This window comes from Labrys sp. (in: a-proteobacteria) (genome assembly GCF_047605565.1).
Taxonomy (GTDB): Bacteria; Pseudomonadota; Alphaproteobacteria; order Rhizobiales; family Labraceae; genus Labrys; species Labrys neptuniae.
Map to the genome: position 1 here is coordinate 23,297 of NZ_JASGFM010000021.1, position 25,441 is coordinate 48,737.

Consider the following 25,441-nt stretch of genomic DNA (forward strand, 5'->3'; position numbering starts at 1 on the left):
CCGTGATACCTACGCGGCGTTGTGAATCCATGTGCGAAGAAAGGCGTCTGCGGCTTCTATGTCGTTCGCTGATTTGCGCTGGGCAGGGCGCCGGGCGCGTTGTTCTCCGTCCTGCACTTCGGCATGGATCAAGGCGTCCAACGCGGGATTCCGGGGGATCAAGCCGAACTCCCTCTCCTTCTTCTTCTGTTCGAGCAGTCCTGCCAGGGTTTCGAGAATGGCGTCCGGCAGGCACGTCTCCCGGGTGAGCCTCCCGAAGTCCATCGGTGGGACGGCAGTCGCACCGTGCAAACGGAGCCAGCGCAATGTCAGTGCAGGCCGAATGACGTAGAAATACTTCTTGCCGCGGACCAGGGCTGGATCATCCAGGAACCGATTGATCTGGCTGCGTGCCAGATTGAGATAGTGATAGGCGAGAGCCTTCTCGTCGAGCCGGGGCCTGGCAAAGTCGAGGATGGCAGAAGCGAAAGCGTCATCGCCCCCATAGTGAATGGGCGATTGCAGCCATTCAAGAATCACTGCATTCGACTTGAAGATAAGCTTCAGCGTCTTGGCGAGATCCCACCCGGCGAAATCGAGCTCATCGGAAATGGGTCGTTCAATCACATCACGAGGTGGCTCGATGGACAGATAGTCCTGGGCGTCTCTGACATAGACAAAGCGGACATCGTAATCGCTGTCGGGAGACCAGAACCCCCAAGCACGGCTGCCCGACTCGACTGCCAGCAAAATTCGGGCATTCTCTTCGGCCCGAATCTGCTCGAGCCTTTGCTGGATAGCCCGGCGCATCGGTGCCGATACAGGCTCTTGCGAGGCAAGTGCCATGCTTACACCTGCCTTGCCACCATCATCTTCTTGATTTCGGCGATTGCCTTGGCCGGGTTCAAACCCTTCGGGCAGGTTTGGGCGCAGTTCATGATGGTGTGGCAGCGATAGAGCTTGAAGGGGTCCTCCAGCTCGTCCAGGCGATCGCCGGTGCGCTCGTCACGGCTGTCGATAAGCCAGCGATAGGCCTGCAGGAGGGCAGCCGGGCCGAGATAGCGGTCGCCGTTCCACCAATAGCTCGGGCAGGAGGTGGAGCAGCAGGCGCACAGGATGCACTCGTAGAGGCCATCGAGCTTTTCACGGTCGCCATGGGTCTGGCGCCATTCCTTCTCGGGCTGGGGCGTGTCGGTCTTCAGCCAGGGCTCGATCGAGGCATGCTGGGCGTAGAAGCGCGTGAGATCGGGCACGAGGTCCTTCACCACCGGCATATGCGGCAGCGGATAGATCTTGATCACGCCCTTGATGTCGTCCATCGCCTTGGTGCAGGCGAGCGTGTTGGCGCCGTCGATGTTCATGGCGCAGGAGCCGCAAATGCCTTCGCGGCAGGAGCGGCGGAAGGTCAGCGTCGGATCGATGGTGTTCTTGATCCAGATGATGGCGTCCAGCACCATCGGGCCGCAATCGTCGAGATCGACGAAATAAGTATCGGTGCGCGGATTCGTCTCACCGTCCGGATCGTAGCGGTAGATCTTGAACTCGCGCAGATTCTTCTGGTTCTCCGGCTTCGGCCAGACCTTGCCGCCGACGATGCGGGAGTTCTTGGGAAGTGTGAGCTGAACCATTTTCGGGTCTCTCGTGGGCTGCGGCAAGGCGCCCGGATAAGTCTGATGATGTCAGGCTGGCGGCTCGCGTCAGCGAGCTGCCTTTCTCAATAAACGCGTGCCTTCGGCTCGATGTACTGGACGTCGTTCGACATGGTGTAGGTGTGCACTGGCCGGTAATCGATGCTGACGGACTTCTTCTCGGTATCGGCCCAGGCCAGCGTGTGCTTCATCCAATTCTGGTCGTCACGGTTGGGGAAATCCTCGCGCGCATGGGCGCCGCGGCTTTCGGTGCGGTTCTCCGCGCCATCCATGGTGACCACGGCCTGGCTGATCAGATTGTCGAATTCCAGCGTCTCGATCAGGTCCGAGTTCCAGATCAGCGAGCGGTCGGTGACGCGGACGTCGTCGGCGCTCTGCCAGACCTGGTGGATCTTCTCCTTACCCTCGGCAAGGGAGGTGCCGGTGCGATAAACCGCGCAATCGTTCTGCATCACGCGCTGCATCGAGAGCCGCAGCTCCGCCGTCGGCGTGCCGCCCTTGGCATAGCGCAGGCGATCGAAGCGGGAGAGGGCCTTCTCGGCCGAATCGGCCGGCAGGTCGGCATGCTTCTCGCCAGGCTTGAGCATCTCGGCGCAACGCAGGCCCGCCGCACGGCCGAAGACCACGAGGTCGATCAGGGAATTGGAGCCGAGGCGGTTGGCGCCGTGCACGGAGACGCAGGCCGCTTCCCCCAGCGCCATCAGGCCGGGCACGATCGCATCGGGATCGTTGCCCTTCTTGGTCAGCACCTCGCCGTGATAATTGGTGGGGATGCCGCCCATATTGTAGTGCACCGTCGGCAGCACCGGGATCGGCTCCTTGGTGAGGTCGACGCCGGCGAAGATGCGGGCCGATTCGGAGATGCCCGGCAGGCGCTCGGCCAGGATCTTGGGATCCAGATGGTCGAGATGCAGGAAGATGTGATCCTTGCGCTTGCCGACGCCGCGGCCCTCACGGATTTCCATGGTCATGGCGCGCGAGACCATGTCGCGCGGGGCGAGGTCCTTCACCGAGGGGGCATAACGCTCCATGAAGCGCTCGCCTTCCGAATTGGTGAGGTAGCCGCCTTCGCCGCGGGCGCCTTCGGTGATCAGGCAGCCGGCGCCGTAGATGCCGGTGGGGTGGAACTGCACGAACTCCATGTCCTGCAGCGGCAGGCCCGCCCTGAGCACCATGGCATTGCCGTCGCCGGTGCAGGTATGGGCCGAGGTCGCAGTGAAATAGGCACGGCCATAGCCGCCGGTCGCCAGGATGGTGCGGTGGGCGCGGAAGCGATGGATGGTACCGTCATCCATCTTCAGCGCCACGATGCCGCGGCAGCGGCCCTCCTCGTCCATGATCAGGTCGAGGGCGAAATATTCGACGAAGAACTCGGCCTGGTGCTTGAGCGCCGCGCCATAGAGCGTGTGCAGCATGGCGTGGCCGGTCCGGTCGGCGGCGGCGCAGGTGCGCTGGGCGATGCCCTTGCCGAAATCGGTGGTCATGCCGCCGAAGGGGCGCTGGTAGATGCGGCCGTCCTCGGTGCGCGAGAAGGGCACGCCCCAATGCTCGAGCTCGTAGACGGCGGCCGGCGCGTTGCGCACCAGATATTCGATGGCGTCCTGGTCGCCCAGCCAGTCCGACCCCTTGACGGTGTCGTACATGTGGAAGCGCCAGTCGTCGCGGCCCATATTGCCGAGCGAGGCGGCGATGCCGCCCTGGGCGGCCACGGTGTGGGAGCGCGTCGGGAAGACCTTGGTGATGCAGGCGGTGCGCAGTCCGGCCTCGGAACAGCCGACCACGGCGCGCAGGCCCGCACCGCCGGCACCGACGACCACGACGTCATAGGTGTGGTCGGTGATGGGATAGGCGGTGCCCAGGGCGGAGGGATTGTTAACAGTGCCTTCGGCCATAAATAAATACCCCGAAACTGGGTTACATCCCGAAATTCAATTTCAGCAGAGCGTAGAGGCACGCAGCCCCCACAAGCAGCGAGAAGAAGGTGTTGGCGAGTACCGCCAGGATCTTCAGGCTTTCGGTCTCGACGTAATCCTCGATGATCACCTGCATGCCGGCCCGCATATGGACGATGCCGGCGATGATGAACAGGAACAGCAGAATGGCGACGAGCGGCGACGACAAGGTGGCGATCGCCGTGGCCTGGCTCGCGTCGGCAAGGCAGACCACCGTCAGCACGAAGGCGATGGTGAGCGGCACCATGGCGGCGCCGGTGAGGCGCTGCAGCCAGAAATGATGGGTACCGGACTTGGCCGAACCGAGGCCACGCACGCGGCCGAGAGGGGTCTTGAGGCTCTTGCTCATGTCGGATCCTCAGAAGGCCAGCAGGCCGATGAGCCAGATCAGCACGGTGAGCACCACCGACCCGATCAGATTGGCCCAGGCATAGGTATCGCGTTCGCCCGGTCCGAGGCCGTGGCCGAAGTCCCAGATGAAGTGGCGGATGCCGCCGAGCATGTGGTGCATCAGGGCCCAGGTATAGCCGAACAGGATCAGGAGGCCGATCGGGCTGCCGATCACCCATTGCACCCAGGCGAAGGCCGAGGGGCTGGTCGCCGCGGCCAGAAGCCACCAGGCGAGCAGCAAGGTACCGACATAGAGAGCCCCGCCGGTGACGCGGTGCAGGATCGACATCGTCATGGTGATCGGCCAGCGATAGATCTGCAAATGCGGCGACAAGGGACGCGAATCAGCCAGACCAGATTTGCCGGCGGACGCGTTTGGATCGGCCATCGGAAGGACCTCCAGTTTCGACCCGTTATAATCTTGCTGCGATGCGATATCCTGTCGGCGGGCTCAGTGCAATGGATTAGAACGCGAATCCCGAGATCCTGGCGGATTTTGGGCGCAGAGCAGCCATGCAGATCGAAATATTTTCATGACGCAAGGGTATGTAGCGCTTGAAACCGCTGAAGGCGGGGCCACATGCTTTCGCGTTGAGGAGGGTACCATGGTCACACAGTCGCGTATGTATGACGATGCCGGCCGTCGTTTCGAGCGGCGCAAGGAGCAGCTCAAGGCCGATTTCCTGCCCAAGCTGAAGCTGGCGCTCGCCCATGTCCCCTTTGCTTCCGATCTCTTGGCCGCCTATTACGCGGTGCTCGATCGCGATACGCCCTTCAAGGTAAGGGCGACGCTGGCCGCTGCGCTTGCCTATTTCGTGCTGCCCTTCGACGTCGTTCCCGATTTCATCGTCGGCCTCGGCTTCACCGACGATGCCGCCATCCTCTATGCCGCCATCCGCATGGTCTCCGGCGCCATCCAGCCGCGCCATCACGAAGCGGCCCGGCGCTGGCTGGACGAGGTGAAGAAGGCCCGCTAGCCCTCAACGCGCATCGATCGAGGCGGCCTTGATCATGGCCAGCACGGTGTCGCCCTGGCCCAGGCCCAGTTCATCCACGGCGTTGCGGGTGATGAAGGCGGACAGCATGTCGCCGCCGGACAGCGCGAGATCGACGCGGGCGACCGGACCATCATCGGCATCGATCGTCTTGACCTCACCCGCCAGCATGGTGCGGATCGACACCGCTCCCGGGCGCTTCATGGCGAGCGAAACGTCGGAGCCGCGCACCACCACGCGGACCTTGGCGCCGGGCGTGCCGGCGCGGCCGGGAATGCTGATCGGGCCGGCGGGGTGATCCAGGGTCGAGAGGCCGTAATGCTCGTCGTAGCTGCGCACCCGCGCTTCCAGCAGTGAGACCGTCTCGAAGCGCTGATTGGAGAGCGGGCCAAGGAGTGAATTTGGAGCCGGCGCCAGCACTTCCTGCGGCGTGCCGATACGGCTGACCTTGCCGGCTTCCAGGACCACGACACGGGCGGCGAGGCGCGCGACCTCCTCCACCGCGTGCGAGACATAGAGAATCGGCACTTTCATCTCGTCGCGCACGCGTTCGATCAGCGGCAGGATTTCGAGCTTGCGCGGGGTGTCGAGGGCGGCGAGGGGCTCGTCCATCAGCAGGAGGCGAGGGGAGGCCAGCAGAGCGCGGCCAATGGCGACGCGCTGCTTCTCGCCCCCCGAAAGCGCATTTGGGCGGCGCTCCAGCAGCTTTCCGATGCCGAGCACGCCGACCACTGCGTCGAAATCGAGCTTCGGGCCGGCCGCGACGTTGAAGAATCGGCGGTTGAAGAAGCGGCCATAAAGAAGATTCTGCCGGGCGGTCAGGTGCGGGAAAAGCTGGGCGTCCTGGAAGACGAGGCCGATCCGGCGCCGATGCGGGGCGAGGAAGATGCGCGTGGAGGCTTCGAACAGCGTCTGCCCATCCAGGCGGATATGGCCATTGTCGGGCCGGATCAGCCCGGCCATAGCGTTGAGGAGCGTGGTCTTGCCCGAGCCCGAGCGTCCGAACAAGGCGGTGATGCCGCCATCGGAGGTGAAGGCCGATTCGAGCGTGAAGCCGGCGCGCCGGACGGTGATGTCGGCCTCGATCATGCCGCGCTCGCCAGATCGGGCAAGGTGGCGATGAAGCGCGAACGGATCTCCGGGGTCGGCATCAGGCAGCTTTCGCGCCTGCCGAACAGGCGATAGCGGTTGCGGGCGATGCGGTCATAGAGAAAGTCCCGCACGGGCCGGGGAAGAGCCTTCAGCACGATCGCCCAGCGCCAGCCCGGCAGGCCCCGGCCGATGGCGATGGCCGCGTCCGCCTTGAAATAGGCCATGCCGTCGCTGACCACGGCGACAGCCTCGGGATCGTCAGTCCGGATGCCGAAGCGGCGGGCGAGCGTGGTGCCCGCCTCGCTCTGGACGGCGACGAATCGAAACCGGCCGACGGCATCGCGGGGGATCACGAAGGCCACCATGCCTGAACACAGCACGCAGACCCCGTCGAACAGGATCAGCCCGTCGGGCAGGTCGCTTGCAGGCTGCGGCCGCCAGGAACTCACAGACACTCTCCCATGGCGTTTTGCGATTTGACGGAGTCGCCTCGAATCGCAAAGACGTTCGAGCCAATCCCTCGGATTGGCTTGGAAACAAAGAGATAGAGCAAATGAGCGTTCATGCTTGAACGCGCTTTGCTCGAGGACGTTGCGCATATCCCGTCTCCGATCATAGAAAGGCCGACCCCCGGGTGCAATCGCCCCTTCTGCCAGCGAGTTTCTCGTGATCCCTTCCTCCTCGGACATCGTCATCGTCGGCGGCGCCGCCATGGGCTCCGCTACCGCCTATTTCCTCAAGGTCCAGCTCGGTTTTGCCGGCACCGTCACCGTGATCGAGCGGGATCCCACCTACGCCCATTCCTCCACCACCCTCTCGGCGGCCTCGATCCGCCAGCAATTCTCCACGCCCGAGAACATCCGCATGAGCCTGTTCGGGCTGGAGATCATGCGCGGTCTCAAGGAGCGCTTCGGGCCGGGCGCCGATATCGGCTTTCATGAGGGCGGCTACCTCCTGCTGGCGAGCGAGGGTGGCAAGGCGATCCTCGAGCAGAACTGGCAGGTCCAGCAGGCCGAGGGCACGGCGATCGAACTGCTCGGCCCCGAGGCCCTCAGCCATGAATTTCCCTGGCTCAATGTCGAGGGCATCGCCGCCGGTGCCTATGGCCGCCGGGGCGAGGGTTGGTTCGATGCCCATTCCCTGCTCGATCTCTTCCGCAAGGCGGCCCGGGATGCCGGCGCCGTCTATGTCAAGGACGAGGTGGTGGGCATCGATCACCGGGATGGCAAGGCCGAGGCGGTCAGGCTGAAATCGGGCGGGCGCATCGCCTGCGGCACGCTGGTCAACGCGGCGGGGCCGCAGGGCGGCGACGTTGCCGCCCTCGCCGGCCTCGCCTTGCCGGTCGAGCCGCGCAAGCGTTCCGTCTTCGTGGTGCGCTGCAAGACCGAGTTGCCGCGCATGCCGCTGCTGGTCGAGCCGGGCGGCATCTATATCCGGCCGGAAGGCGACGTCTATATCTGCGGCGGTGCCGAGGACGAACGCGGCGAGAAGCGGGCCGATGGCGATTTCGAGGTCGACTACAGCTTGTTCGAGGAGGCGGTCTGGCCGGCGCTCGCCACCCAGGTCCCGGCGCTGGAGGAGCTCAAGCTCGTGCGCGCCTGGGCGGGACATTATGAATACAACACGCTCGACCAGAATGCGGTGATCGGCCCGCATCCTTCCATGCCGAACTTTTTCTTCCTCAACGGCTTTTCAGGCCACGGCCTGCAGCAGGCACCCGCCGCCGGACGCGCGGTTGCCGAACTGATCACGACGGGCCGCTTCCAGACGCTCGACCTCTCGGTATTCGACTATTCGCGCGTGATCGAGAACAGGCCGGTCTTCGAGCTCAACGTGATCTGAAATGTGGTCATCCCGTGTCAGCGACGCAGCATTGCATGCTGCATCGCGCACGGGATCGTAAGGCGAAGAAGGTGCTCGAACGGGAAGGCGATCCCGGATCTGCGCCGCATCACTTCGTGTTGCGCCGCGTCCGGGATGACAGCGCTTCCTCAGCCAGACTTGGCCGCGCTCAAAGCCCCCTTCAGCGAGATCAGCACCATCACGGCCATGACGATGGCGTTCCAGCCGGCCAGGGAGAGGCCGAGGATGCGCAGGCTCGGATTGGTGCAGGATACCACGGTGGAGCTGTCGATCGCATCGAGCAGCCCGCCGACATTGGCTGGGTTGGAGCCGATATTGCCCGCGGCGCAATTGGCCGGACCGAGCCAATATTCCCACTCCGCGCCCGCCTGGTAGATGCCGAGGCCGCAGCCATAGGCGAAGAGGATGGCGAGCAGCAGCAGCGCCGCGGCCATGACCTTCCGGGGCAGTCTGTCGCCGATGAAAGCGAGGATGAAGGCGATGGGCACGCCGATGTAATAGGGCCAGCGCTGCTCCAGGCAGAGCGGGCAGGGGGCGTAGCCGAAGCCATGCTGCAGCACCAGGGCGCTGACGATGACGACGAGGCCGATCAATCCGGCCGCCAATGCGGCGCGGGAACTGAGATTTACTGGCATGTGGCACTACCACCGGTGGGCATCAGATGTTCGACGACGAAGAACCCGCCAACCAGCACCACCACGAAGGCGATGGCGACGACCGTCAGGTGCTTCTCGATAAAGGTGCGGATACGCTCGCCCAGCAGGTTGAGGATGCCGGCCAGGATGAAGAAGCGGGCGCCGCGCGTGAGCAGGGACAGCAGGACGAACCAGAACAGGCTGTAGCCGGCAAAGCCGGAGGTGATGGTGACGATCTTGTAGGGGATCGGCGTCAGGCCTTTGATCAGGATGATCCAGCTGCCATACTGGGCATAGAGGCAGCGGAATTGCTCGACGCCGTGCTCATAGCCATAGGCCCGGATCAGCCAGGAACCGACGGTGTCGTAGAGCAGCCAGCCGATCATGTAGCCGAACACGCCGCCCAGCACGGAGGTGACGGTGCAGACGGCGGCATAGAGCCAGGCCCTCTTGGGTTTGGCGACCGCCATCGGCACCAGCATGACGTCGGGCGGAAAGGGAAAGAAGGAGCTTTCGGCAAAGGAAACGATGCCGAGGGCCCAGACGGCCCGGGGACTTTCCGAAATGCGGATCATCCAGTCGTAGAAGCGGCGCAGCATGATCGTCCCTAAAGCGCTTTCCTGAAAAGTTGACAGACTTGTCGATTAAGAAAGCGCGTCAAACAGGCAATTTGAACAAGGCATGATCCAAGGAAATCGCACCTTGTTCGATGCAGCCACCGAAGCGACTGCATGGTTGAATGGCAGGCGGGCATGACGGCAGTGCGATTGCGGCATGTTCGCGGCGGGATGAGGCCCCTTACAGCATTTTTGGTTGAGAAAATGCGTCAAAGCGCCAAATTGGAAAAAAATCGCGATTCGCATGACATCGCGACAGGCCATTTCCCGGTGGTATGGCCGGTCTGCCCCAGAAAAGACGGGATGACACGCCACTATCCCTCGACAACAATGAAGAATCGTTAACGATTGAAACTTCGTTAACCATATTGGTCGCATCAATCTGGAATGAACCACGACAGCGCAAACTCGATCATCGGCTCCGTCCTTGCCGGGGCGTTGCTGGCGCTGTGCGTGGCCTTGCCGTCGGCAAGAGCCGAGACGCCGCCAGCGGCCCAGGATGTTCCGGCTGCGGCCCCGTCCGCCACCGACGGGGCGGCCGCCAAGCGCCAGGACCTCGCACGCATCCAGGGCGAGATCAAACTGTCCGACGAGACCCTGGCCCGCCTGCGCAAGGAGATCCAGGCCATCGGGGCCGACAGCGAGAAGCTGCGCCAGCAACTGGTCGAGACCGGCAACCAGACGCATGAGACCGAGGCCAAGGTGCTGGGGGCGGAGGCAAGGCTGGCTTCGCTCGACAGCAACGAGGACAATATCCGCGTCTCGCTCGATTCCAAGCGCGGCCTGCTGATCGAGGTGCTGGCCTCGCTGCAGCGCATGGGGCGCAATCCGCCGCCGGCCCTGCTGGTCAGTCCGGACGACGCGCTGGAAGCGGTGCGCACGGCGATGCTGCTGGGTGCAGTGCTGCCGGAAATGCGCCAGGAAATGCAGGCCCTCGTGGCCGATCTCAAGGAACTGGCCCGGGTGCGCGGGGAGATCACCGTCGAACGCGACACGCTCAAACAGGCGCTGATCACCCTGGCCGAGCAACGCACCCGCACCCAGCTTCTGGTCGAGGAGCGCCAGAAGGTGCTGGCCCAGGAGCAGAATACCCTCGCCACCGAGCAGGCCCATGCCACCGCTTTGGCGCAGGAAGCGGCCAATCTCAAAGATTTGATCGCCCGCATGGAGCGCGAGGTGGCGCCGGCCAAGCGTGCCGCCGACACGGCCGATGCGGCGACGAACCAGGCTCGGCCGTCCCTTGCCGCCCTGCAGGATCCGAGCCGCCTGACCCCGGCCATGCCCTTCGACCAGGCCAAGGGCCTGCTGCGCCTGCCGGTAACTGGCGCGATGCTGCGCGGCTTCGGTGCCGATGACGGCAATGGCGGCGCGGCCAAGGGCATGACCCTGACAGCGACGCCCGGCGCCAGCGTCACCGCGCCCTGCGACGGCTGGGTCGTCTTCGCCGGCAAGTTCCGCTCCTACGGCCAACTCTTGATCATCAATGCCGGTGGCGGGTATCATATCGTGATGGCCGGCATGGATAAGATCAATGTGGGGCTGGGCCAGTTTGTCTTGACGGGCGAGCCGGTTGCCGCCATGGGTTCAGGTCCGTCTCTGGGATCGGATGCCGATCCGGGATCACAGGCGGGCTTGGGTAAGACAGATACGGGAATGCAGGCGACGGCTGCGGCGTTTGGCGGTGCTTCAAGCGCAAGGCAACCCGCCCTATATATAGAGTTTCGCAAAGACGGTGTTTCCATAGACCCCACCCCGTGGTGGGCCAATCAAGGCGAGAAGGCACGCGGATGATTCGCAAGCTTCCCATTCTGTTCTGCGGCGTGGCCATGGGCGCGATCGCGACGATCGCGGTAACGCAGCCCCACCTGCTGCTGATGGGCGGTGCCAACGCCGCCGTCACCGACACCTACAAGCAGCTCAACCTGTTCGGCGACGTGTTCGAGCGGGTGCGTTCGGACTATGTCGAGCAGCCTGAGGACGGCAAGCTGGTCGAAGCGGCCATCAATGGCATGCTGACCTCGCTCGATCCGCATTCGAGCTATATGGATGCCAAGAGCTTCCAGGACATGCAGGTCCAGACCAAGGGCGAGTTCGGCGGTCTCGGCATCGAGGTGACCCAGGAAGACGGTGCCATCAAGGTGGTCTCGCCGATCGATGATTCGCCGGCTTCCAAGGCGGGCGTGCTTGCGGGCGACCTGATCACCGCCATCGACGGCGAGGCGACGCAGGGCATGACGCTGCAGCAGGCCGTCGACAAGATGCGCGGCGCCGTCAACACGCCGATCACCCTGAAGATCCTGCGCAACAAGGGCGAGCCGATCGACATCAAGGTGGTGCGCGACATCATCAAGGTGCAGTCGGTCAAGGCCAAGAAGACCGGCGACGACATCGGCTATATCCGCATCACCCAGTTCAACGAGCAGACCTTCGACGGCTTGAAGAAGAATATCGACAAGCTGAGCAAGGAGATCGGGCAGGACAAGCTCAAGGGCTACATCATCGACCTCCGGAACAATCCGGGCGGCTTGCTCGACCAGGCGATCCAGGTCTCCGATGCCTTCCTCGAGCGCGGCGAGATCGTGTCCACGCGCGGCCGCCAGGCCGATGACGTGCAGCGCTATTCCGCCCGTGGCGGCGACCTGACCAATGGCAAGCCAGTGATCGTGCTGGTCAATGGCGGCTCGGCCTCGGCTTCGGAAATCGTCGCCGGCGCCCTGCAGGACCACAAGCGTGCCACCATCCTGGGCACGCGTTCCTTCGGCAAGGGCTCGGTGCAGACCATCATCCCGCTGCAGGGCAATGGCGCGCTGCGCCTGACCACGGCGCGCTACTACACCCCGTCCGGACGCTCGATCCAGGCCAAGGGCATCGATCCGGAGATCGTGGTGCAGGAGAACGTGCCGGACGATCTCAAGGGCAAGGATCAGACCAAGGGCGAGTCCGGCCTGAAGGGCCATCTGGCCAATCCGGATGCGGACAAGACCGAAGAGGGCGGCTCCTCGGCCTATGTGCCCGCCAACGAGAAGGACGATACCCAGCTCAACAAGGCGATCGACCTGCTGCATGGCGTGCAGAAGAGCGCTTATTTCCCGCCGGATCCGAAGGCGGGCGTGCCGAACTGAGGCCGTCTCTTCCTTCACCGCTTCTGCAACGCCGGGCTTGTCCCGGCGTTGCTGTTTTTGGGAGCGAGGCCGTTCCCGGACATTCCTGCTTGAATCGCGCCCGCAAAGGCCTATGTGGAAGCATGGTTTCTCGATGAAGGACACGCCATGCGCCTGACCGAACTTCTGGCTCAAAAGCCCGTGCTGCTCGCAGATGGGGCCACCGGAACCAATCTGTTCGAGATGGGCCTGATGTCGGGCGATCCGCCGGAGATGTGGAACCTCGACCATCCCGACCGCATCCACGCGCTGCATCAATCCTTCGTCGATGCCGGGGCCGATATCATCCTGACCAATTCCTTCGGCGGCAATCGCCGGCGCTTGGCGCTGCACAAGCTCGACGGGCGCGTGAAGGAACTCAATGCCGCGGCGGCGCGCAATGCACGCCAGGTTGCGGACGGCGCGGGCCGTCCGGTGGTGGTGGCCGGCTCGGTCGGCCCGACCGGCGACCTGTTCCAGCCGCTCGGGCCGCTGACCGAGGACGAGGCCGTCGAGATCTTCGTCGAGCAGATCGAAGGGCTCAAGGAAGGCGGCGCCGACGTGATCTGGATCGAGACGATGTCGGCCGCCGAGGAGATGCGCGCCGCGGCCAAGGCGGCGGTCAAGGCCGGCATGCCCTATACGGTGACGGCAAGCTTCGACACGGCCGGCAAGACCATGATGGGCATTCCGCCCTCGGCCATGCCGGAGGTTGCCGGCGGCGTAGATCCCAATCCCGTCGCGGTCGGCGCCAATTGCGGCGTCGGGGCTTCCGACCTGCTGGTCTCCGTGTTGTCGATGACCGAGGCCAATCCCGATGTGGTGGTGATCGCCAAGGCCAATGCCGGCATCCCGCAATTCCACGGCGATCATATCCACTATTCCGGCACGCCGGAGCTGATGGCCAATTATGCGCGGCTCGCCATCGATGCAGGCGCGCGCATCATCGGCGGCTGCTGTGGCACCTCGCCGGCCCATCTCGCCGCCATGCGCCAGGCCATCGACGGCCATGTCCGCGCCGAGCGCCCGGATGCGGCCAAGGTGATCGCCGAGATCGGTCCGCTGGTCGCCCCGCCCAAGGCAGGCGGTGGCGAAGAGGTGCGCCGCCGGCGCCGGCATTGAGCCGGCCGCGCTGGTTCCCTGCAGAACAGTCGGCCCGGGCCAAGCAACCTAAGACAGGACAGCCGTCGCGCGGAGCCTCTCCGCCGCGATGGCGTTCATATCGCAAGGAGAGGCCGATGCGCCGCCTGATCCGTTTCTGCGCCCTGATCGCCCCGCTCCTGAGCCTCACCATTGCGACCGGGCCGGCGGCGGCGCGTGACTGGAGCGACTACGCCAATGCGCGTTTCGGCTACCGCATCTGCTATCCGTCCGACCTCATGACGGCGGAACCCGAGGCCGACAATGGCGACGGACGCGTCTTCTCGGCCCCTTCCGGCGCGAGCCTGCGGGTATGGGGCTCCTACAATGCAGCCGAGGAAGACATCGAGGTGATCGTCAACGGCGTCGCCGGTGACGGCAAGATCACCTACCGCAGCGCGGCGAAGAGCGGGGTGGTGGTCTCAGGCCGCAAGGATGGCGAGATCTTCTATGCCAAGGTCCTCTTGCAGAAGGACAAAACAGGCGCGGTCGAGACCATCCGCGCCTTCCGCCTGACCTATCCAGCCAAGGAAGCGGCGACTTATGACGCCGTCGCGGCGAAGCTGGCCAAGTGCTTCGGCATTGCCGGGTGAGCACGGAGCAAGCGCGGATCAAAAGGGCTGATCGAGGGACCATTTCCCGCAGAAATTGTCGGGGTAGCGTAGCCCCTCACCCATACCCTCTCCCCGTAAGAACGGGGCGAGGGGGACTTTGATCGCGTATTTCATATACAACCCCGATCGTCTCGCTCAACCGCCGGGCGAGATGAAGGGTCTGAGGATCGAGCGCGACGCCCGTGCCCCCTCGCCCCGTTCTTACGGGGGGGAGGGTACGGGTGAGGGGCGGCACTGCGCTACAAAAGCAATCGTCCTATCGACCGCAGGCCTTGGCCAGCGCAGCGGCTCCCTTGGCGACGCCGGCCAGCTTGATCCTCTCGCTTTGGCCACTGAAGGCGATCTTGAGGGTGCGGCCCTTGCCGAGGACGACGGTCCAGTCCGGGTCGAAGGCTGCCTTGGCTTCCAAGGTGAGCCCGCTCAGTTCGTCCTCGACCGCCTGCATGGGCACATCGACCTGCCCGCCGTCGGAACTGAAACTGACCACGCCGCTCCAGCCCTTGCGGATCTTGTCGGCACCAGGCCGATAGGTGATCGAGAAGGCCTTGCCCTCGGGTTCACAAAAAAGACCCAGCGGCTGGTCGTCGGTGTCGGGCACCTCATAGGCCACGACCACCGATTCCGGCGACTGGCGAAGCTGCCAGCGATAGGCGTCCGCCAAGGCGGGCGTGGCCGCGGCGACGCTGGCGAGAAGGGAAAGTGCAACGAGACTGCGCATGGATCCTCGGAGTTCCAGATGGAATGACGGCCTTACGACAAGATCGGGAAGCGAGTTGTTCCCGGAAACACTCTCTGTTCCCGGGAGCTCGTTCCCGTCGCGGGATCACAGCCAGTCCGGCACCTTGTCGAGCCCGAGCAGTTCGTCATAGCTCGGGCGAGGCCGGATCACCGCGAACTTGTCGCCGTCCACCAGCACTTCCGGGATGAGGGGACGGGTGTTGTAGGTACCCGACTGCACGGCGCCATAGGCGCCAGCCGACATCACCGCCACCAGGTCGCCGCGCGCCACCACCGGGATATCGCGGTCGAGGGCGAGATAGTCGCCGGTCTCGCAGACCGGGCCGACCACGTCGGCCGTCACCATGGCGCCGCCGAGCGGGCGTTCCTTGATCGGCCAGATCGCATGATAGGCTTCATAGAGCGTCGGGCGGATCAGGTCGTTCATGCCGGCGTCGACGATGACGAAGGTCTTGCCCTCGCCCTCCTTCACGAAGGCGACCTCGCTCACCAGGATGCCGGCATTGCCGGCGATCAGGCGGCCGGGTTCGAACACCAGCGTGGCGCCGAGATCCTTGGCATAGCGCTTGACCACCGCGGCATAGTCGTCGGGATGGGGCGGCGGCTCGTTGTCGTCGCGATAGGGAATACCGAGGCCGCCGCCGAAATCGATGTGATCGATGACATGGCCGTCGGCCCTGAGGTCCCTGACCAGGCCGACCAGGCGTTCGATCGAGGCATCATAGGGCTCGAGCGCCGTGATCTGGCTGCCGATATGCATGTCGACGCCGGTGACCAGGATGCCCGGCAGCTTGGCCGCACGGGCATAGATGGCGCGGGCCTGGGCGATCGGGATGCCGAACTTGTTCTCCGACTTGCCGGTGGAGATCTTCTTGTGGGTCTTGGCGTCGACGTCCGGGTTGATGCGCAGCGACACCCGGGCTATCCGGCCCTTGGCGCTGGCGCGCTGCGACAAGAGCTCCAGTTCGGGCTCGGACTCGACGTTGAAGCACAGGATGTCCTCGTCGAGCGCATAGTCGATTTCGCGCACGAGCTTGCCGACGCCCGAGAACATGATCTTGCTGGCGGGCACGCCGGCGGCGCGGGCGCGCCGCAGCTCACCCTCCGAAACCACGTCCATGCCGGCGCCGAGCTTGGCAAGCAGGCGCAGCACGGCGAGATTCGAATTGGCCTTCACCGCAAAGCAGACCAGCGAGGGCACATCGCTGAAGGCGCCCGCGAACACCTTGTAGTGCCGGCGCAGCGTGGCGGCCGAATAACAGTAGAAGGGCGTGCCGACGGCGGCGGCGATCGCCGGCAGTGCGACATCTTCGGCATGAAGCACGCCGTTGCGATAAGTGAAGTGATGCATGGTCGGTTCGGTTCGAAATCAGTTCAACAGGAAGTCCATCGGCAGCTTGCGGTCCGGTTTCACATAGCCCGGATCCTTCTTCTTGTTGTAGCCATTGCCATCGCCGGTCGTGACATGCTGCTCGGGCGGCGGCTCGAGCTTGCCCTTGCGGCCACAACCAGCCAGGCCGAGGGTCGTGACCAGCGTCAAAGCAAGCGCGATGCGGAACGCATTACCAGCCATGGGGAACTCCAGTGTTTGACGCTGTGTAGCACGAATTTTGATTTGGTGTTCTTTGGAGCGCGGACATCTTGTCCGCTCTTCCTATCCTGTCGGCATGGTGGTTCCAAGAGCGGACATCGCAACATGCAAGCATGTTGCTGTGATGTCCGCGCTTCGGCTATTTCGCCAGTGCCTTCAGCCACTTCCTGGCCTGGGCCTTGACGTTGACAGGCGCCGTGCCGCCATAGGAGATACGGCTGCGGACCGACTTTTCCACGCCGAGTACGGCGAAAAGCCCCTGATGGATACGTGGCTCCACCGATTGCATCTGCGCCAGCGAGAGCTTCTCCAGCGGCAGCTTGGCTTCGGCGGCGATGCCGACCAGGCGGCCGGTGACGTGATGGGCCTCGCGGAAGGGCAGGTTGAGCTCGCGTACCAGCCAGTCGGCAAGGTCGGTGGCGGTGGCATAGCCCGAGCCAGCCGCCGCCTTCATGCGCTTGAGGTCGGGCACCATGTCCCTGACCATGCCGGCCATGGCCGCCGTGCACAGCGACAGGGTCTGCAGCGCGTCGAAGGCCGGTTCCTTGTCCTCCTGCATGTCCTTGCCATAGGCGAGCGGCAGGCCCTTCATCATGGTGATCAGGCCGACCAGCGCGCCGATGACCCGGCCGGCCTTGCCGCGCACCAGTTCGGCTGCGTCGGGATTGCGCTTCTGCGGCATGATGGACGAGCCGGTGGTGAACTTGTCCGACAGCGCCACGAAGGCAAATTGCGGCGTCGTCCAGATCACGATCTCTTCGGCAAAGCGGGAGAGATGCATGGCGGTGATCGAGGCGGCGGCGAGCGCCTCCAGCACGAAGTCGCGATCGGAGACCGAATCGAGCGAATTGGCGGTGGGGCGGTCGAAGCCGAGCGCCTTGGCCGTGGCATGGCGGTCGATCGGGAAGGAGGTACCGGCGAGCGCGGCGGCGCCGAGCGGGCATTCGTTGAGACGACGGCGCGCATCGGCGAAGCGGCCGCGGTCACGGCCGAGCATCTCGACATAGGCGAGCAAATGATGCCCGAAGGTGACCGGCTGGGCCGATTGCAGATGGGTGAAGCCCGGCATCACGGCACCGGCGAAGGCGAGCGCCCTCTCGGCGAGCGCGGTCATCAGGTCTTTCAGCTGGGCGTCGAGATCGTCGATGGTGTCGCGCACCCACAGCTTGAAATCGGTGGCGACCTGGTCGTTGCGCGAGCGGGCGGTATGCAGGCGGCCGGCCGCCGGCCCGGCAATCGCTGCCAGGCGCGACTCGACATTCATATGGATGTCTTCGAGCGCACGCGAAAAAGTGAACGAGCCGCTCTCGATTTCGCCGCGGACCGCCTCTAGACCATCCGCGATGGCCTTGGCATCGGCGGCGGCGACGATCCCTTGCTTTTCCAGCATGGCGAGATGCGCCAGAGAGCCGCGGATGTCCTGGGCCCATAGGCGCTTGTCAAAGTCGATCGAGGCGTTGATCTCTTCCATGATCGCGTCCGGTCCCGACTGGAACCGGCCGCCCCACATTTTGTTGCTCATCCGGATAGGCTTTCAGTGAACGAGAATAGTCGGCAGGAACATTCTGAGAGTCAGCCACCGCAAGGATCGAACCGGCGCTGGCTGATCGGCGCGGCAATCCTGGCGGGAGCCGTGGTGGGTGTTGCCGCGGTATACGGGACAAAGGGCGGCTCGGGCAATCAGGAAAGCGCGTCCTGCCCTGCTTCGGCGGCGATTGCCGCTCGCGTCGACCCGCTGGCCAAGGGCGAGGTGGCGGCCCTCGCCGTTTCCAAGGCGCCCCAGCCGCTGGTGCCGATCAGCTTCCAGAAGGCGGATGGCAGCAAGACGACCCTGGCCGATTTCAAGGGCAAGACCGTGCTGCTCAACCTGTGGGCGACCTGGTGCGTGCCCTGCCGCAAGGAAATGCCGGCTCTCAATCAGCTGCAGGCCGATCTCGGCGGCAAGGATTTCGAGGTCGTGGCCGTCAATATCGACACGCAGGGACCCGAGCGGGTCGAGGCCTTCCTGAACGAGACCAAGATCGACAAGCTGCATCGCTATGCCGATCCCTCGACCGGCATCCTGCAGAGCCTGCGCAACGAGGGCCTCGGCCAGGGCCTGCCGACCTCGGTGCTGATCGACAAGCAGGGCTGCCGCATCGGCGCCATGGCCGGCCCGGCCGAGTGGGCCAGCGAGGATGCCAAGGCGCTGATCAGGGCGGCGATCGGGTCCTGACACTCCGTGCGACCTACGGCTTGGCAGCCGGCAGCACGTAGCGGTTGAGGATGGCGGCGGCGAATCCGCCCTCGTCCTGGCCGCCATAGCGCCCTGCCTGCACCATCATGGTAAGGTCGAGCGACGGCACGATGAAGAGGCGCTGCCCGCCATAGCCGAAGCCGGCGATCCATTCGATGGTGCGGCGGTCGACCAGGGAGCGCCCGAGCCAGAACTGGAAGCCGTAGAACATCGCGTTGGGAGCATTGACCTGCGGCGCCGTCGCCATCTCGATCCACGTGGCCGGCACGATCTGCTTGCCGTTCCAGGCGCCCTTGTCGAGCACGAGCTGGCCGAATTTCAAGGTGTCAGCCGGCAGGAGACGCAGGCCCGAAGCCGCAACCGGCTCGCCAGTTTGCGGATAACGCGCCCAGTCGACCTTGGTGATGCCCAAGGGCTCGAACAGGGTTTCGCGGGCGAACGCGTCAAGAGGCTTTCCGGTGGCTTGGCGCAGCACACAGGCAAGCAAGCCGGTGGTCCCACCGCTATAGGTCCATACCGTGCCGGGGTCATGGGTCACGGGCTGCTCCAGCACATAGCGGCAGGGATCCTTGGCCATGTCCATGCCGTTCTCGCTATTGCGAAGATCGCTGTAGGGGAGCTGCTCGCTCCAGGCCAGGCCCGGCGACATGGTGAGAAGATGACGCAGCGTGATGCCCTGTTTTTGCGGGGTGCTCAGATCGGCATAAGCGGGCAGCAGCCCCAGCACCGGCTGGTCGATCGAGGCGACCCAGCCCTCGCCCACGGCGATGCCGACCAGCAGCGACACCACGCTCTTGGTGATCGAACGCAGATCGTGCGGAACGTCCGGCCCGAAGGTAACGTCCTTTTCGGGCTGGCCCCAATGGGAATCGGAGCCGGTGAAATAGCGTTCGAACACCAATTTGCCGTGCCGGGCGATCAGCACGGCATGGACATTGTCCTCCTTCGCCAAGTCGAGCCTCTGGGCGAGCGTGCACAGGCTTTGCGGATCGAGGCCGACATCGTCGGGCGTGGCGACCGGCCAGCCCGATGTGCCCAATCCCTCGCTGCCCTTCCCGGGCGCGCCACAGGTCGATTGGGCCTCCGCCGGGCCTGACAGCCCGGCCGTGGTCATGCCGGTCAGAAGAATAGCCAAGGCAACGGAAAAGCTATGGGGTCGCATGAGCGCCTCCTTGCAAGGTGTGACGGGGAGATGGGAACAGCGAGACTTCGACCGGAATAAGCCTGGAATTCCACGGGTTTATCCGTGGACGCGGGACGCGAAGGGACAGCCATCCCCGACGCCGCTCGAGGCGACGGGAAGGAATCAGTGCTTTGAGTCGGGGCGGCTAGTGCAAAGCGCGTTCTGGTGACGGCACTTGCTTGTTCCCGTTCCTTGCGTCGAGGTGATTCCGTCTAGTCACACTGTGATTTATGGAATTGCCTCGATCCGGCCGCTGCCGTGGATCTGTGTCGTAAGCCTGGGCTTGCCGCGCAGTGTGACATTGCCGCTGCCGGAAAGAGTGACGTCGGCACTCTCGCTGGCGGCGATGCCTGCCTCGCCGCTGCCGCTGATGCGGATCTCGGCCGCCTTGGCGGAGAGTTTGGCCAGATCCGCGTTGCCGGAGCCGGAGATGCGCAGGTTCAACTGGTCCACCGAGCCTTCGCCGGTCGCCTGCGCGCTGCCATGGAGGCGAAGATCGAGTCGATCCTGCGCGATCGCCGCGAGATGGAGTTCGCCGGATCCATTCACCGTCCAGTCCCTGACGGTGCCACCTGTCAGCCGCACCGCGATGGCGCCGTCCGGGAGATCGCAGTCCTCGTCCAGCTCAAGGCGGCCCGCCGAAAGGCGGACATGGCCGATCAGGGCGGGATCACCGCTGATCACGGCGCTGGATTGCGAGCCGGGAGCATAGCTCACGCTGGCCGGAACGGCGATGACGAGCGAGCCGTCATTGTCCCAAGGCAAGGTGACCGAACCGGCCTTGGCATCGCTGCTTTGCGGTGTTTCGGGGCAGCTTCCCCATCCCGTCAGCGCCGCTCGGTGCCAGCCTCGCCACGGTGAGCCGTAATTCGGGCCTGCAAGGCTGGTGCCGAGGAACAGGCAGGCCAAGGCGATCAGGAAGGAGAAGGCCGCCAGTTTTCCGAGTTTCGAGGGCATGGTGCCTCCCATGGCGCCTGCGGGGCGCGAACATTGTCACGGCGTGGCGACGGAGCGTGGAGGGGAAGTGAGCAAGCGGGTATAGCGCCGGGCATGGGCGGCCATCGCCTTCAGTCCGGCATTGAGACCGAGCAGGAAGAGGCAGCTCAGGCACACCGCCATGGCGATGAAACCGAAGCCGATGAAGGCCCGTCCGAGATGGGCGAGAAGGGGCGCGCCATCCCACATGAAAGCCGAATGGAGCACCATCGCCGAGCCGCCGAGCGCCAGGGCGAAGGCGACCAGGCCGAGGACGAGAAAGACCACCAGAAGGATCGAAAGAACCGGCAGCAGCACGAAGAGGTCGAGCATGGCCAAGCCGGTGAGCGCGGCGATCGCGCCCAGCACGGTCGACGGGCTCGGTCGCGCCTGCAACTGGCGCAGGCCGCTTTCCGCCTTGAGCGCCCGGGCGAGCTGGACGGGATCGCCGAGCATCTGCACCACGTCGTCCTCGCTGCGCCCGGCCTCCTGCGCATCGGTGAAATAGGCGGCATAGTCGCGCAGGACGTCCTCGATCTCCGCCGACGGCAGCCCATCGAGACCGGCCTTCAACGCGTCGAGGAATTCCTGGCGAGAGAAGTCCTGGCGAGTCATGGCATGCCTTCCATTAGTCGGTCGACGGCGGTGACGAAATCCCGCCATTCGCGCTGGCGGGCCGCATAGGCGGCCTGGCCGGCGGGCGTCAGACGGTAATATTTGCGCGGCGGGCCGCTGGCCGATTCTTCCAGCCTGGTGCTGACCAGTCCCTCGGTCTGCAGCCGGCGCATCAGCGGATAGATGGTGCCTTCGCCCATGCCGACCCGCTCGGTGAGCGTGCTGGCGATCTCATAGGCATAGCTTTCACGCCGGTGCAGCAGAGCGAGGACGCAGAGCTCGAGGGCGCCCTTCTTGAGCTGGATATCGATGGAATCGGTCATGGCCTCCCTATGCTTCGAGATGGAGAATAATGCAAGGTACCTTTTAATGCAAGGTACCTTGCATTATTTATTCGAACTCCACGGATCGCCGACAAAAGGACGATGTGTGGGGGAGGCGTTCGCGACGGCGGTGGTTGAGATCGGCCCGGTCATTGGCCTCGGCGACTTTGTGCCTTCGCGCCAGGCTTTGGAAGTGCCGGCACGGTCAGGGGGGCTTTTGGGAAGATGGTCTCGGGGCGAGCGTGCGTCACACCCGGTGGTAGGGGTGGCCGGCGATGATGGTGGCAGCGCGATAGAGCTGCTCGGCCAGGAGAATGCGCACGATCTGGTGAGGCCAGGTCATCTTGCCGAAGGACAGCGACAGGATCGCGCGCGACCGGATCGCGTCACCATGACCATCGGCGCCGCCGATCAGGAAGGCAAGGGATTGGGTTCCACTGTCCCGCCAGCCCGCGATCTTGGCGGCAAACGCCTCGCTGCCGGGCGAGTTGCCGGTTTCATCCAGGGCAATGATGGAGGCCTGGCCGGCGGCCGAGAGCAGCTTGTCGGCCTCTTCGGCCTTGCGGTCTTCGGGCCGCCGGGCGCGGCTTTCGTCGATTTCGATGATGTCGAGCGGGCCGAGGGCGAGGCTCCGGCCACTGGCGTTCAGCCGCTCTGCATAACGGGCCACGAGATCGCGTTCCGGGCCGGCTTTGAGCCGGCCGACGGCGCAGATCATCAGGCGCATTCAGGTCAGCTCGGAAGCAGTTCGTTCGGGCGGCCTGACGACCACATCTTCTCGAGATTGTAGAAGGCGCGGACCTCGGGGCGGAACACGTGCACGATGACGTCTCCCGTATCGATCAGCACCCAGTCGCAGACCGGGACGCCTTCGATGCGGGGATTGCCGTGTCCGTTTTCCTTGAGATCCTTGGCGATGCGATCGCTGATCGCGGCGACATGGCGGGCCACCCGGCCTGTCGCGATGATCATGACGTCGGCGATTGCACTCTTGCCGCGCAGATCGATTTCCACAATCTCCTCGGCCTTCATGTCATCGAGGCCATTGAGGATCAGGCGAACCGTAGCTTCAACGTCCGGGCGGATCGCTCGGCTCACGGGATGAAGCGGAATCACGTCCGCTTCGCGTCTCACCAACGTGGTCAGGGGCACACCCTCTTGCTCATTGATTCGCGGACCTCCGCGAATTCCACTCGCTCCACAATATTAGCAAGCCATCGCGTCGATTCAATGACGCCAATAGAATTAAGCCTGCTCCGACATGGTTAATAAGTGGTTAATTTTTACCTTGTGGGCAAGCCCTGGCCGCTGGCCCGCAAAGCGGTTGAGGAATTGGCGTCGAGCGGTGCGTGCAGGAAGATCCAGGCTGGGGCTCGGCGATATTTCAGCGTCGCGGCCTGATATTCGGGGACGCGATAGGCGGCAAGTACACGAGCCGCCTTGGCAAGCGGGCCCTTGGTGGTGGCGCCGGGGCGGGCCACCACGGCGATGGCCACCCGCGAGGCGATGGCCTGCCATTGCTGCCAGCGGTGGAAGCCGGCGAGATTGTCGGCGCCCATGATCCACACAAAGGTCACGTCCGGGCAGCGGCGCTGCAGCCAGGCAATGGTGTCATAGGTATAGCGGGTGTGGATATCGGCCTCGATGCCGGTTACTTCGATGCGCGGGTGATCGGCGAGCCGGCGGGCGGCGGCCACCCGCAGCTCCAGCGGGGGCAAGGCACGGTTGTCCTTGAGCGGATTGCCCGGCGTCACCAGCCACCAGACCCGGTCCAGCCCGAGCCGCGTCAGCGCCACCAGGCTGGCATGGCGATGGCCTTCATGGGGCGGATTGAAGCTGCCGCCGAACAGCCCGATGGTCATGCCGGGGGCAAAGGGCGGCAGACGACGGGCATCGGCGGGCGAGAGTTGGGGCATGAGGACTTGTTCGTGCACGGTCGCGCCGCCCCTCACCCTTATAGCGTTTTACGATTTGACGGCGTCACCAAGAATCGCAAAGACGCGTCCAAACAAAGAGTTAGAGTGAATAAGCGTTCACACTTGAACGCGTTTTGCTCTAGGTCTCGCCTAGAAATAACTGAAACGCCACCTTTGTCATGCCCGGGCTTGACCCGGGCATCCAGAGGCCTCGTCTGTGATGCCTGCGGGGAAGGGGTTGGATTGCCGGGTCAAGCCCGGCAATGACAAATGTCGGAGCCAATTCAGCCCCCTTTTTGACGGACGCACCCTTGCTCTCTTCCCGCATATGGGGAAAGCGCGGGAGGGCGCTGCCCGCTTACGCGTTGGCCGCGATCTTTTCCCATTCGCGGATGTCGACGAAATGGCCGGCGATGGCGGCAGCGGCGGCCATCTGCGGCGAGACCAGGTGGGTCCGGCCCTTGTAGCCCTGGCGTCCCTCGAAATTGCGGTTCGAGGTGGAGGCGCAGCGCTCGCCGGGCTTGAGTTTGTCGGCATTCATGGCCAGGCACATCGAGCAGCCCGGCTCGCGCCAGTCGAAGCCGGCGGCCCGGAAGATCTTGTCGAGACCCTCGGCCTCGGCCTGCATCTTCACCAGGCCCGAGCCCGGCACGATCATGGCATTGACGTTGGCGTTGACCGTATGGCCCGCAACGATGCCGGCGACGGCGCGCAGATCCTCGATACGGCCATTGGTGCAGGAGCCGATGAAGACGCGGTCGAGCGCCAGGTCCTGGATGCGCTCACCACCCTGCAGGCCCATATAGGCCAGGGCACGCTGGATCGCGGCTTTCTTGTGCTCGTTCGGCGCATCGTCCGGATGCGGCACCTTGCCCATGATCGAGGCGACGTCCTCGGGGCTGGTGCCCCAGGTGACGATCGGCGGCAGGGCGGCGGCGTCGAGCTTCACCTCGCGGTCGAAATGCGCGCCATCCTCGGTGTAAAGCGTGTTCCAATAGGCCAGGGCCCTATCCCAGGCTTCGCCCTTCGGCGCCTTGGGGCGATCCTTCAGATAGGCGTAGGTCTTCTCGTCGGGCGCGATCAGGCCGGCGCGGGCGCCGCCTTCGATCGACATGTTGCAGATGGTCATGCGGCCCTCCATCGAGAGGGCGCGGACGGCCTCGCCGGCATATTCCAGCACATGGCCGGTGCCACCGGCCGTGCCGATCTCGCCGATGATGGCCAGGATGATGTCCTTGGCGGTCACGCCATCCGGCAGCTTGCCGTCGACGGTGACACGCATGTTCTTCGCCTTCTTCTGGATCAGCGTCTGCGTGGCGAGCACATGCTCGACCTCGGACGTGCCGATGCCATGGGCGAGAGCGCCGAAGGCGCCATGGGTGGAGGTATGGCTGTCGCCGCACACGATCGTGGTGCCGGGCAAGGTGAAGCCCTGCTCGGGGCCGACGATGTGGACGATGCCCTGGCGCTTGTCGAGTTCGGAATAGTACTCGACGCCGAAATCCTTGGCGTTCTGGGCCAGGGTATTGACCTGCATGGCGCTTTCGGGGTCGTCGATACCCTTGGAGCGGTCGGAGGTCGGCACGTTGTGGTCGACCACGGCCAAAGTGCGCTGGGGCGAATGCACCTGGCGGCCGGAAACGCGCAGGCCCTCGAAGGCCTGCGGGCTGGTCACCTCATGCACGAGATGGCGGTCGATATAGAGCAGGCTCGTCCCGTCGGCGGAGGTTTCGACGACGTGATCGTCCCAGATCTTGTCATAGAGCGTGCGGGGAGCCATGGCTGTTCCTAGAGTGTG

The 25,441-nt window shown here is 64.5% G+C and carries 28 protein-coding genes; 7 read left to right on the top strand and 21 right to left on the bottom strand.

What is annotated here, in order from left to right; genetic code table 11:
* Window positions 1–9 precede the first annotated feature (9 nt).
* The 5 genes from QM672_RS18755 to sdhC form a co-directional block, all read right to left on the bottom strand.
* Complete coding sequence (locus QM672_RS18755) at window positions 10–825, bottom strand: nucleotidyltransferase domain-containing protein (RefSeq protein ID WP_082979894.1); 816 nt, start codon at window positions 823–825, stop codon at window positions 10–12.
* 2 nt (window positions 826–827) lie between these two features.
* The gene (locus QM672_RS18760) at window positions 828–1,607 is read right to left on the bottom strand and encodes a succinate dehydrogenase iron-sulfur subunit (RefSeq protein ID WP_311934503.1); all 780 of its coding nucleotides are present in this window, start codon (window positions 1,605–1,607) and stop codon (window positions 828–830) included.
* A gap of 86 nt (window positions 1,608–1,693) precedes the next feature.
* Window positions 1,694–3,520, bottom strand: coding sequence for a succinate dehydrogenase flavoprotein subunit (sdhA, locus tag QM672_RS18765; protein ID WP_311934504.1), 1,827 nt, complete (start codon window positions 3,518–3,520; stop codon window positions 1,694–1,696).
* Window positions 3,521–3,542: 22 nt separating this feature from the next.
* Window positions 3,543–3,929: a succinate dehydrogenase, hydrophobic membrane anchor protein gene (gene sdhD / locus QM672_RS18770; protein WP_149252777.1), complete on the bottom strand. Its 387-nt coding sequence runs from the start codon at window positions 3,927–3,929 to the stop codon at window positions 3,543–3,545.
* Between the two features lie 9 nt (window positions 3,930–3,938).
* A complete protein-coding gene (gene sdhC, locus QM672_RS18775; protein WP_311934505.1) occupies window positions 3,939–4,358 on the bottom strand; it encodes a succinate dehydrogenase, cytochrome b556 subunit in 420 nt (139 codons plus the stop codon).
* Window positions 4,359–4,575: 217 nt separating this feature from the next.
* On the opposite strand from sdhC, the gene QM672_RS18780 reads away from it, so the two are divergent.
* On the top strand, window positions 4,576–4,947 hold the full coding sequence (locus QM672_RS18780; protein WP_394310924.1) for a YkvA family protein: 372 nt from the start codon (window positions 4,576–4,578) through the stop codon (window positions 4,945–4,947).
* Window positions 4,948–4,950: 3 nt separating this feature from the next.
* Here the strand turns inward: QM672_RS18780 and modC are convergent, their stop codons facing one another.
* Window positions 4,951–6,054 carry a molybdenum ABC transporter ATP-binding protein gene (gene modC, locus QM672_RS18785; protein ID WP_311934507.1) on the bottom strand — a complete coding sequence of 368 codons (1,104 nt, stop codon included), beginning with the start codon at window positions 6,052–6,054 and terminating at the stop codon, window positions 4,951–4,953.
* Window positions 6,051–6,506: a thiol-disulfide oxidoreductase DCC family protein gene (locus QM672_RS18790; RefSeq protein WP_415084374.1), complete on the bottom strand. Its 456-nt coding sequence runs from the start codon at window positions 6,504–6,506 to the stop codon at window positions 6,051–6,053. Before QM672_RS18790 ends, modC begins: the two co-directional genes overlap by 4 nt.
* Before the next feature lie 220 nt (window positions 6,507–6,726).
* Here QM672_RS18790 and QM672_RS18795 point away from each other — a divergent pair, with 220 nt between their 5' ends.
* Window positions 6,727–7,899, top strand: coding sequence for an NAD(P)/FAD-dependent oxidoreductase (locus QM672_RS18795; protein ID WP_415084454.1), 1,173 nt, complete (start codon window positions 6,727–6,729; stop codon window positions 7,897–7,899).
* Window positions 7,900–8,048: 149 nt separating this feature from the next.
* Here QM672_RS18795 and QM672_RS18800 read toward each other — a convergent pair whose 3' ends face one another.
* Together QM672_RS18800 and QM672_RS18805 are read right to left on the bottom strand one after the other, a co-directional pair.
* Window positions 8,049–8,555: a disulfide bond formation protein B gene (locus QM672_RS18800; RefSeq protein ID WP_367626229.1), complete on the bottom strand. Its 507-nt coding sequence runs from the start codon at window positions 8,553–8,555 to the stop codon at window positions 8,049–8,051.
* A complete protein-coding gene (locus QM672_RS18805; RefSeq protein WP_311934510.1) occupies window positions 8,546–9,154 on the bottom strand; it encodes a YqaA family protein in 609 nt (202 codons plus the stop codon). Before QM672_RS18805 ends, QM672_RS18800 begins: the two co-directional genes overlap by 10 nt.
* 405 nt (window positions 9,155–9,559) lie before the next feature.
* Here QM672_RS18805 and QM672_RS18810 point away from each other — a divergent pair, with 405 nt between their 5' ends.
* The 4 genes from QM672_RS18810 to QM672_RS18825 all read left to right on the top strand — a co-directional run bounded on the left by QM672_RS18810 (window position 9,560) and on the right by QM672_RS18825 (window position 14,045).
* Window positions 9,560–10,963 carry a murein hydrolase activator EnvC family protein gene (locus QM672_RS18810; RefSeq protein ID WP_415084376.1) on the top strand — a complete coding sequence of 468 codons (1,404 nt, stop codon included), beginning with the start codon at window positions 9,560–9,562 and terminating at the stop codon, window positions 10,961–10,963.
* A complete protein-coding gene (locus QM672_RS18815; protein WP_311934512.1) occupies window positions 10,960–12,294 on the top strand; it encodes a S41 family peptidase in 1,335 nt (444 codons plus the stop codon). The genes QM672_RS18810 and QM672_RS18815 overlap by 4 nt, the downstream gene beginning before the upstream one ends.
* Window positions 12,295–12,441: 147 nt before the next feature.
* Window positions 12,442–13,434, top strand: coding sequence for a betaine--homocysteine S-methyltransferase (bmt, locus tag QM672_RS18820; RefSeq protein WP_367626227.1), 993 nt, complete (start codon window positions 12,442–12,444; stop codon window positions 13,432–13,434).
* Between the two features lie 116 nt (window positions 13,435–13,550).
* Window positions 13,551–14,045, top strand: a complete 495-nt coding sequence (locus QM672_RS18825; protein WP_415084379.1) for a hypothetical protein — start codon at window positions 13,551–13,553, stop codon at window positions 14,043–14,045.
* 277 nt (window positions 14,046–14,322) lie between these two features.
* Here QM672_RS18825 and QM672_RS18830 read toward each other — a convergent pair whose 3' ends face one another.
* The 4 genes from QM672_RS18830 to argH form a co-directional block, all read right to left on the bottom strand.
* Window positions 14,323–14,784, bottom strand: coding sequence for a hypothetical protein (locus QM672_RS18830; RefSeq protein WP_367626225.1), 462 nt, complete (start codon window positions 14,782–14,784; stop codon window positions 14,323–14,325).
* Window positions 14,785–14,889: 105 nt separating this feature from the next.
* A complete protein-coding gene (gene lysA, locus QM672_RS18835; RefSeq protein WP_415084381.1) occupies window positions 14,890–16,155 on the bottom strand; it encodes a diaminopimelate decarboxylase in 1,266 nt (421 codons plus the stop codon).
* Between the two features lie 18 nt (window positions 16,156–16,173).
* Window positions 16,174–16,377, bottom strand: a complete 204-nt coding sequence (gene lptM, locus QM672_RS18840) for an LPS translocon maturation chaperone LptM (RefSeq protein WP_068291140.1) — start codon at window positions 16,375–16,377, stop codon at window positions 16,174–16,176.
* Between the two features lie 157 nt (window positions 16,378–16,534).
* Window positions 16,535–17,917 carry an argininosuccinate lyase gene (argH, locus tag QM672_RS18845; protein WP_311934518.1) on the bottom strand — a complete coding sequence of 461 codons (1,383 nt, stop codon included), beginning with the start codon at window positions 17,915–17,917 and terminating at the stop codon, window positions 16,535–16,537.
* A 15-nt stretch (window positions 17,918–17,932) separates the two neighbouring features.
* Here argH and tlpA point away from each other — a divergent pair, with 15 nt between their 5' ends.
* A complete protein-coding gene (gene tlpA, locus QM672_RS18850; protein WP_311934519.1) occupies window positions 17,933–18,610 on the top strand; it encodes a thiol:disulfide interchange protein TlpA in 678 nt (225 codons plus the stop codon).
* 13 nt (window positions 18,611–18,623) lie between these two features.
* Here tlpA and QM672_RS18855 read toward each other — a convergent pair whose 3' ends face one another.
* The 8 genes from QM672_RS18855 to leuC all read right to left on the bottom strand — a co-directional run bounded on the left by QM672_RS18855 (window position 18,624) and on the right by leuC (window position 25,423).
* Entirely contained in the window at window positions 18,624–19,793 is a 1,170-nt protein-coding gene (locus tag QM672_RS18855) for a serine hydrolase domain-containing protein (RefSeq protein ID WP_367626223.1), read from the bottom strand.
* A gap of 249 nt (window positions 19,794–20,042) precedes the next feature.
* On the bottom strand, window positions 20,043–20,771 hold the full coding sequence (locus QM672_RS18860; RefSeq protein ID WP_367626222.1) for a GIN domain-containing protein: 729 nt from the start codon (window positions 20,769–20,771) through the stop codon (window positions 20,043–20,045).
* A gap of 36 nt (window positions 20,772–20,807) precedes the next feature.
* The gene (locus QM672_RS18865; protein WP_415084385.1) at window positions 20,808–21,404 is read right to left on the bottom strand and encodes a DUF1700 domain-containing protein; all 597 of its coding nucleotides are present in this window, start codon (window positions 21,402–21,404) and stop codon (window positions 20,808–20,810) included.
* The gene (locus QM672_RS18870) at window positions 21,401–21,727 is read right to left on the bottom strand and encodes a PadR family transcriptional regulator (RefSeq protein WP_311934523.1); all 327 of its coding nucleotides are present in this window, start codon (window positions 21,725–21,727) and stop codon (window positions 21,401–21,403) included. The genes QM672_RS18865 and QM672_RS18870 overlap by 4 nt, the downstream gene beginning before the upstream one ends.
* 247 nt (window positions 21,728–21,974) lie before the next feature.
* Window positions 21,975–22,454 (bottom strand): 23S rRNA (pseudouridine(1915)-N(3))-methyltransferase RlmH, encoded by a 480-nt coding sequence (gene rlmH, locus QM672_RS18875; RefSeq protein ID WP_367626220.1) that lies wholly within the window; start codon window positions 22,452–22,454, stop codon window positions 21,975–21,977.
* Window positions 22,455–22,459: 5 nt separating this feature from the next.
* Window positions 22,460–22,843, bottom strand: a complete 384-nt coding sequence (rsfS, locus tag QM672_RS18880; RefSeq protein ID WP_376717645.1) for a ribosome silencing factor — start codon at window positions 22,841–22,843, stop codon at window positions 22,460–22,462.
* A gap of 167 nt (window positions 22,844–23,010) precedes the next feature.
* Window positions 23,011–23,643: a nicotinate-nucleotide adenylyltransferase gene (locus QM672_RS18885; protein WP_415084388.1), complete on the bottom strand. Its 633-nt coding sequence runs from the start codon at window positions 23,641–23,643 to the stop codon at window positions 23,011–23,013.
* Window positions 23,644–24,001: 358 nt separating this feature from the next.
* Window positions 24,002–25,423: a 3-isopropylmalate dehydratase large subunit gene (gene leuC / locus QM672_RS18890; RefSeq protein WP_415084390.1), complete on the bottom strand. Its 1,422-nt coding sequence runs from the start codon at window positions 25,421–25,423 to the stop codon at window positions 24,002–24,004.
* Window positions 25,424–25,441: the final 18 nt, after the last annotated feature.

Excerpts from the sequence above, each read along its gene's own strand:
- QM672_RS18860 (WP_367626222.1), bottom strand. The coding sequence starts at position 20,771 with ATGCCCTCGAAACTCGGAAAACTGGCGGCCTTCTCCTTCCTGATCGCC.
- QM672_RS18810 (WP_415084376.1), top strand. The coding sequence starts at position 9,560 with ATGAACCACGACAGCGCAAACTCGATCATCGGCTCCGTCCTTGCCGGG.
- modC (WP_311934507.1), bottom strand. The coding sequence starts at position 6,054 with ATGATCGAGGCCGACATCACCGTCCGGCGCGCCGGCTTCACGCTCGAA.
- QM672_RS18825 (WP_415084379.1), top strand. The coding sequence starts at position 13,551 with ATGCGCCGCCTGATCCGTTTCTGCGCCCTGATCGCCCCGCTCCTGAGC.
- sdhC (WP_311934505.1), bottom strand. The coding sequence starts at position 4,358 with ATGGCCGATCCAAACGCGTCCGCCGGCAAATCTGGTCTGGCTGATTCG.
- lysA (WP_415084381.1), bottom strand. The coding sequence starts at position 16,155 with ATGCATCACTTCACTTATCGCAACGGCGTGCTTCATGCCGAAGATGTC.
- QM672_RS18865 (WP_415084385.1), bottom strand. The coding sequence starts at position 21,404 with ATGACTCGCCAGGACTTCTCTCGCCAGGAATTCCTCGACGCGTTGAAG.
- QM672_RS18870 (WP_311934523.1), bottom strand. The coding sequence starts at position 21,727 with ATGACCGATTCCATCGATATCCAGCTCAAGAAGGGCGCCCTCGAGCTC.
- QM672_RS18805 (WP_311934510.1), bottom strand. The coding sequence starts at position 9,154 with ATGCTGCGCCGCTTCTACGACTGGATGATCCGCATTTCGGAAAGTCCC.
- QM672_RS18800 (WP_367626229.1), bottom strand. The coding sequence starts at position 8,555 with ATGCCAGTAAATCTCAGTTCCCGCGCCGCATTGGCGGCCGGATTGATC.
- lptM (WP_068291140.1), bottom strand. The coding sequence starts at position 16,377 with ATGGCTGGTAATGCGTTCCGCATCGCGCTTGCTTTGACGCTGGTCACG.
- QM672_RS18815 (WP_311934512.1), top strand. The coding sequence starts at position 10,960 with ATGATTCGCAAGCTTCCCATTCTGTTCTGCGGCGTGGCCATGGGCGCG.
- QM672_RS18885 (WP_415084388.1), bottom strand. The coding sequence starts at position 23,643 with ATGCCCCAACTCTCGCCCGCCGATGCCCGTCGTCTGCCGCCCTTTGCC.
- QM672_RS18855 (WP_367626223.1), bottom strand. The coding sequence starts at position 19,793 with ATGCGACCCCATAGCTTTTCCGTTGCCTTGGCTATTCTTCTGACCGGC.
- QM672_RS18755 (WP_082979894.1), bottom strand. The coding sequence starts at position 825 with ATGGCACTTGCCTCGCAAGAGCCTGTATCGGCACCGATGCGCCGGGCT.
- QM672_RS18760 (WP_311934503.1), bottom strand. The coding sequence starts at position 1,607 with ATGGTTCAGCTCACACTTCCCAAGAACTCCCGCATCGTCGGCGGCAAG.
- QM672_RS18830 (WP_367626225.1), bottom strand. The coding sequence starts at position 14,784 with ATGCGCAGTCTCGTTGCACTTTCCCTTCTCGCCAGCGTCGCCGCGGCC.
- argH (WP_311934518.1), bottom strand. The coding sequence starts at position 17,917 with ATGAGCAACAAAATGTGGGGCGGCCGGTTCCAGTCGGGACCGGACGCG.
- sdhA (WP_311934504.1), bottom strand. The coding sequence starts at position 3,520 with ATGGCCGAAGGCACTGTTAACAATCCCTCCGCCCTGGGCACCGCCTAT.
- rlmH (WP_367626220.1), bottom strand. The coding sequence starts at position 22,454 with ATGCGCCTGATGATCTGCGCCGTCGGCCGGCTCAAAGCCGGCCCGGAA.
- bmt (WP_367626227.1), top strand. The coding sequence starts at position 12,442 with ATGCGCCTGACCGAACTTCTGGCTCAAAAGCCCGTGCTGCTCGCAGAT.
- QM672_RS18780 (WP_394310924.1), top strand. The coding sequence starts at position 4,576 with ATGGTCACACAGTCGCGTATGTATGACGATGCCGGCCGTCGTTTCGAG.
- sdhD (WP_149252777.1), bottom strand. The coding sequence starts at position 3,929 with ATGAGCAAGAGCCTCAAGACCCCTCTCGGCCGCGTGCGTGGCCTCGGT.
- leuC (WP_415084390.1), bottom strand. The coding sequence starts at position 25,423 with ATGGCTCCCCGCACGCTCTATGACAAGATCTGGGACGATCACGTCGTC.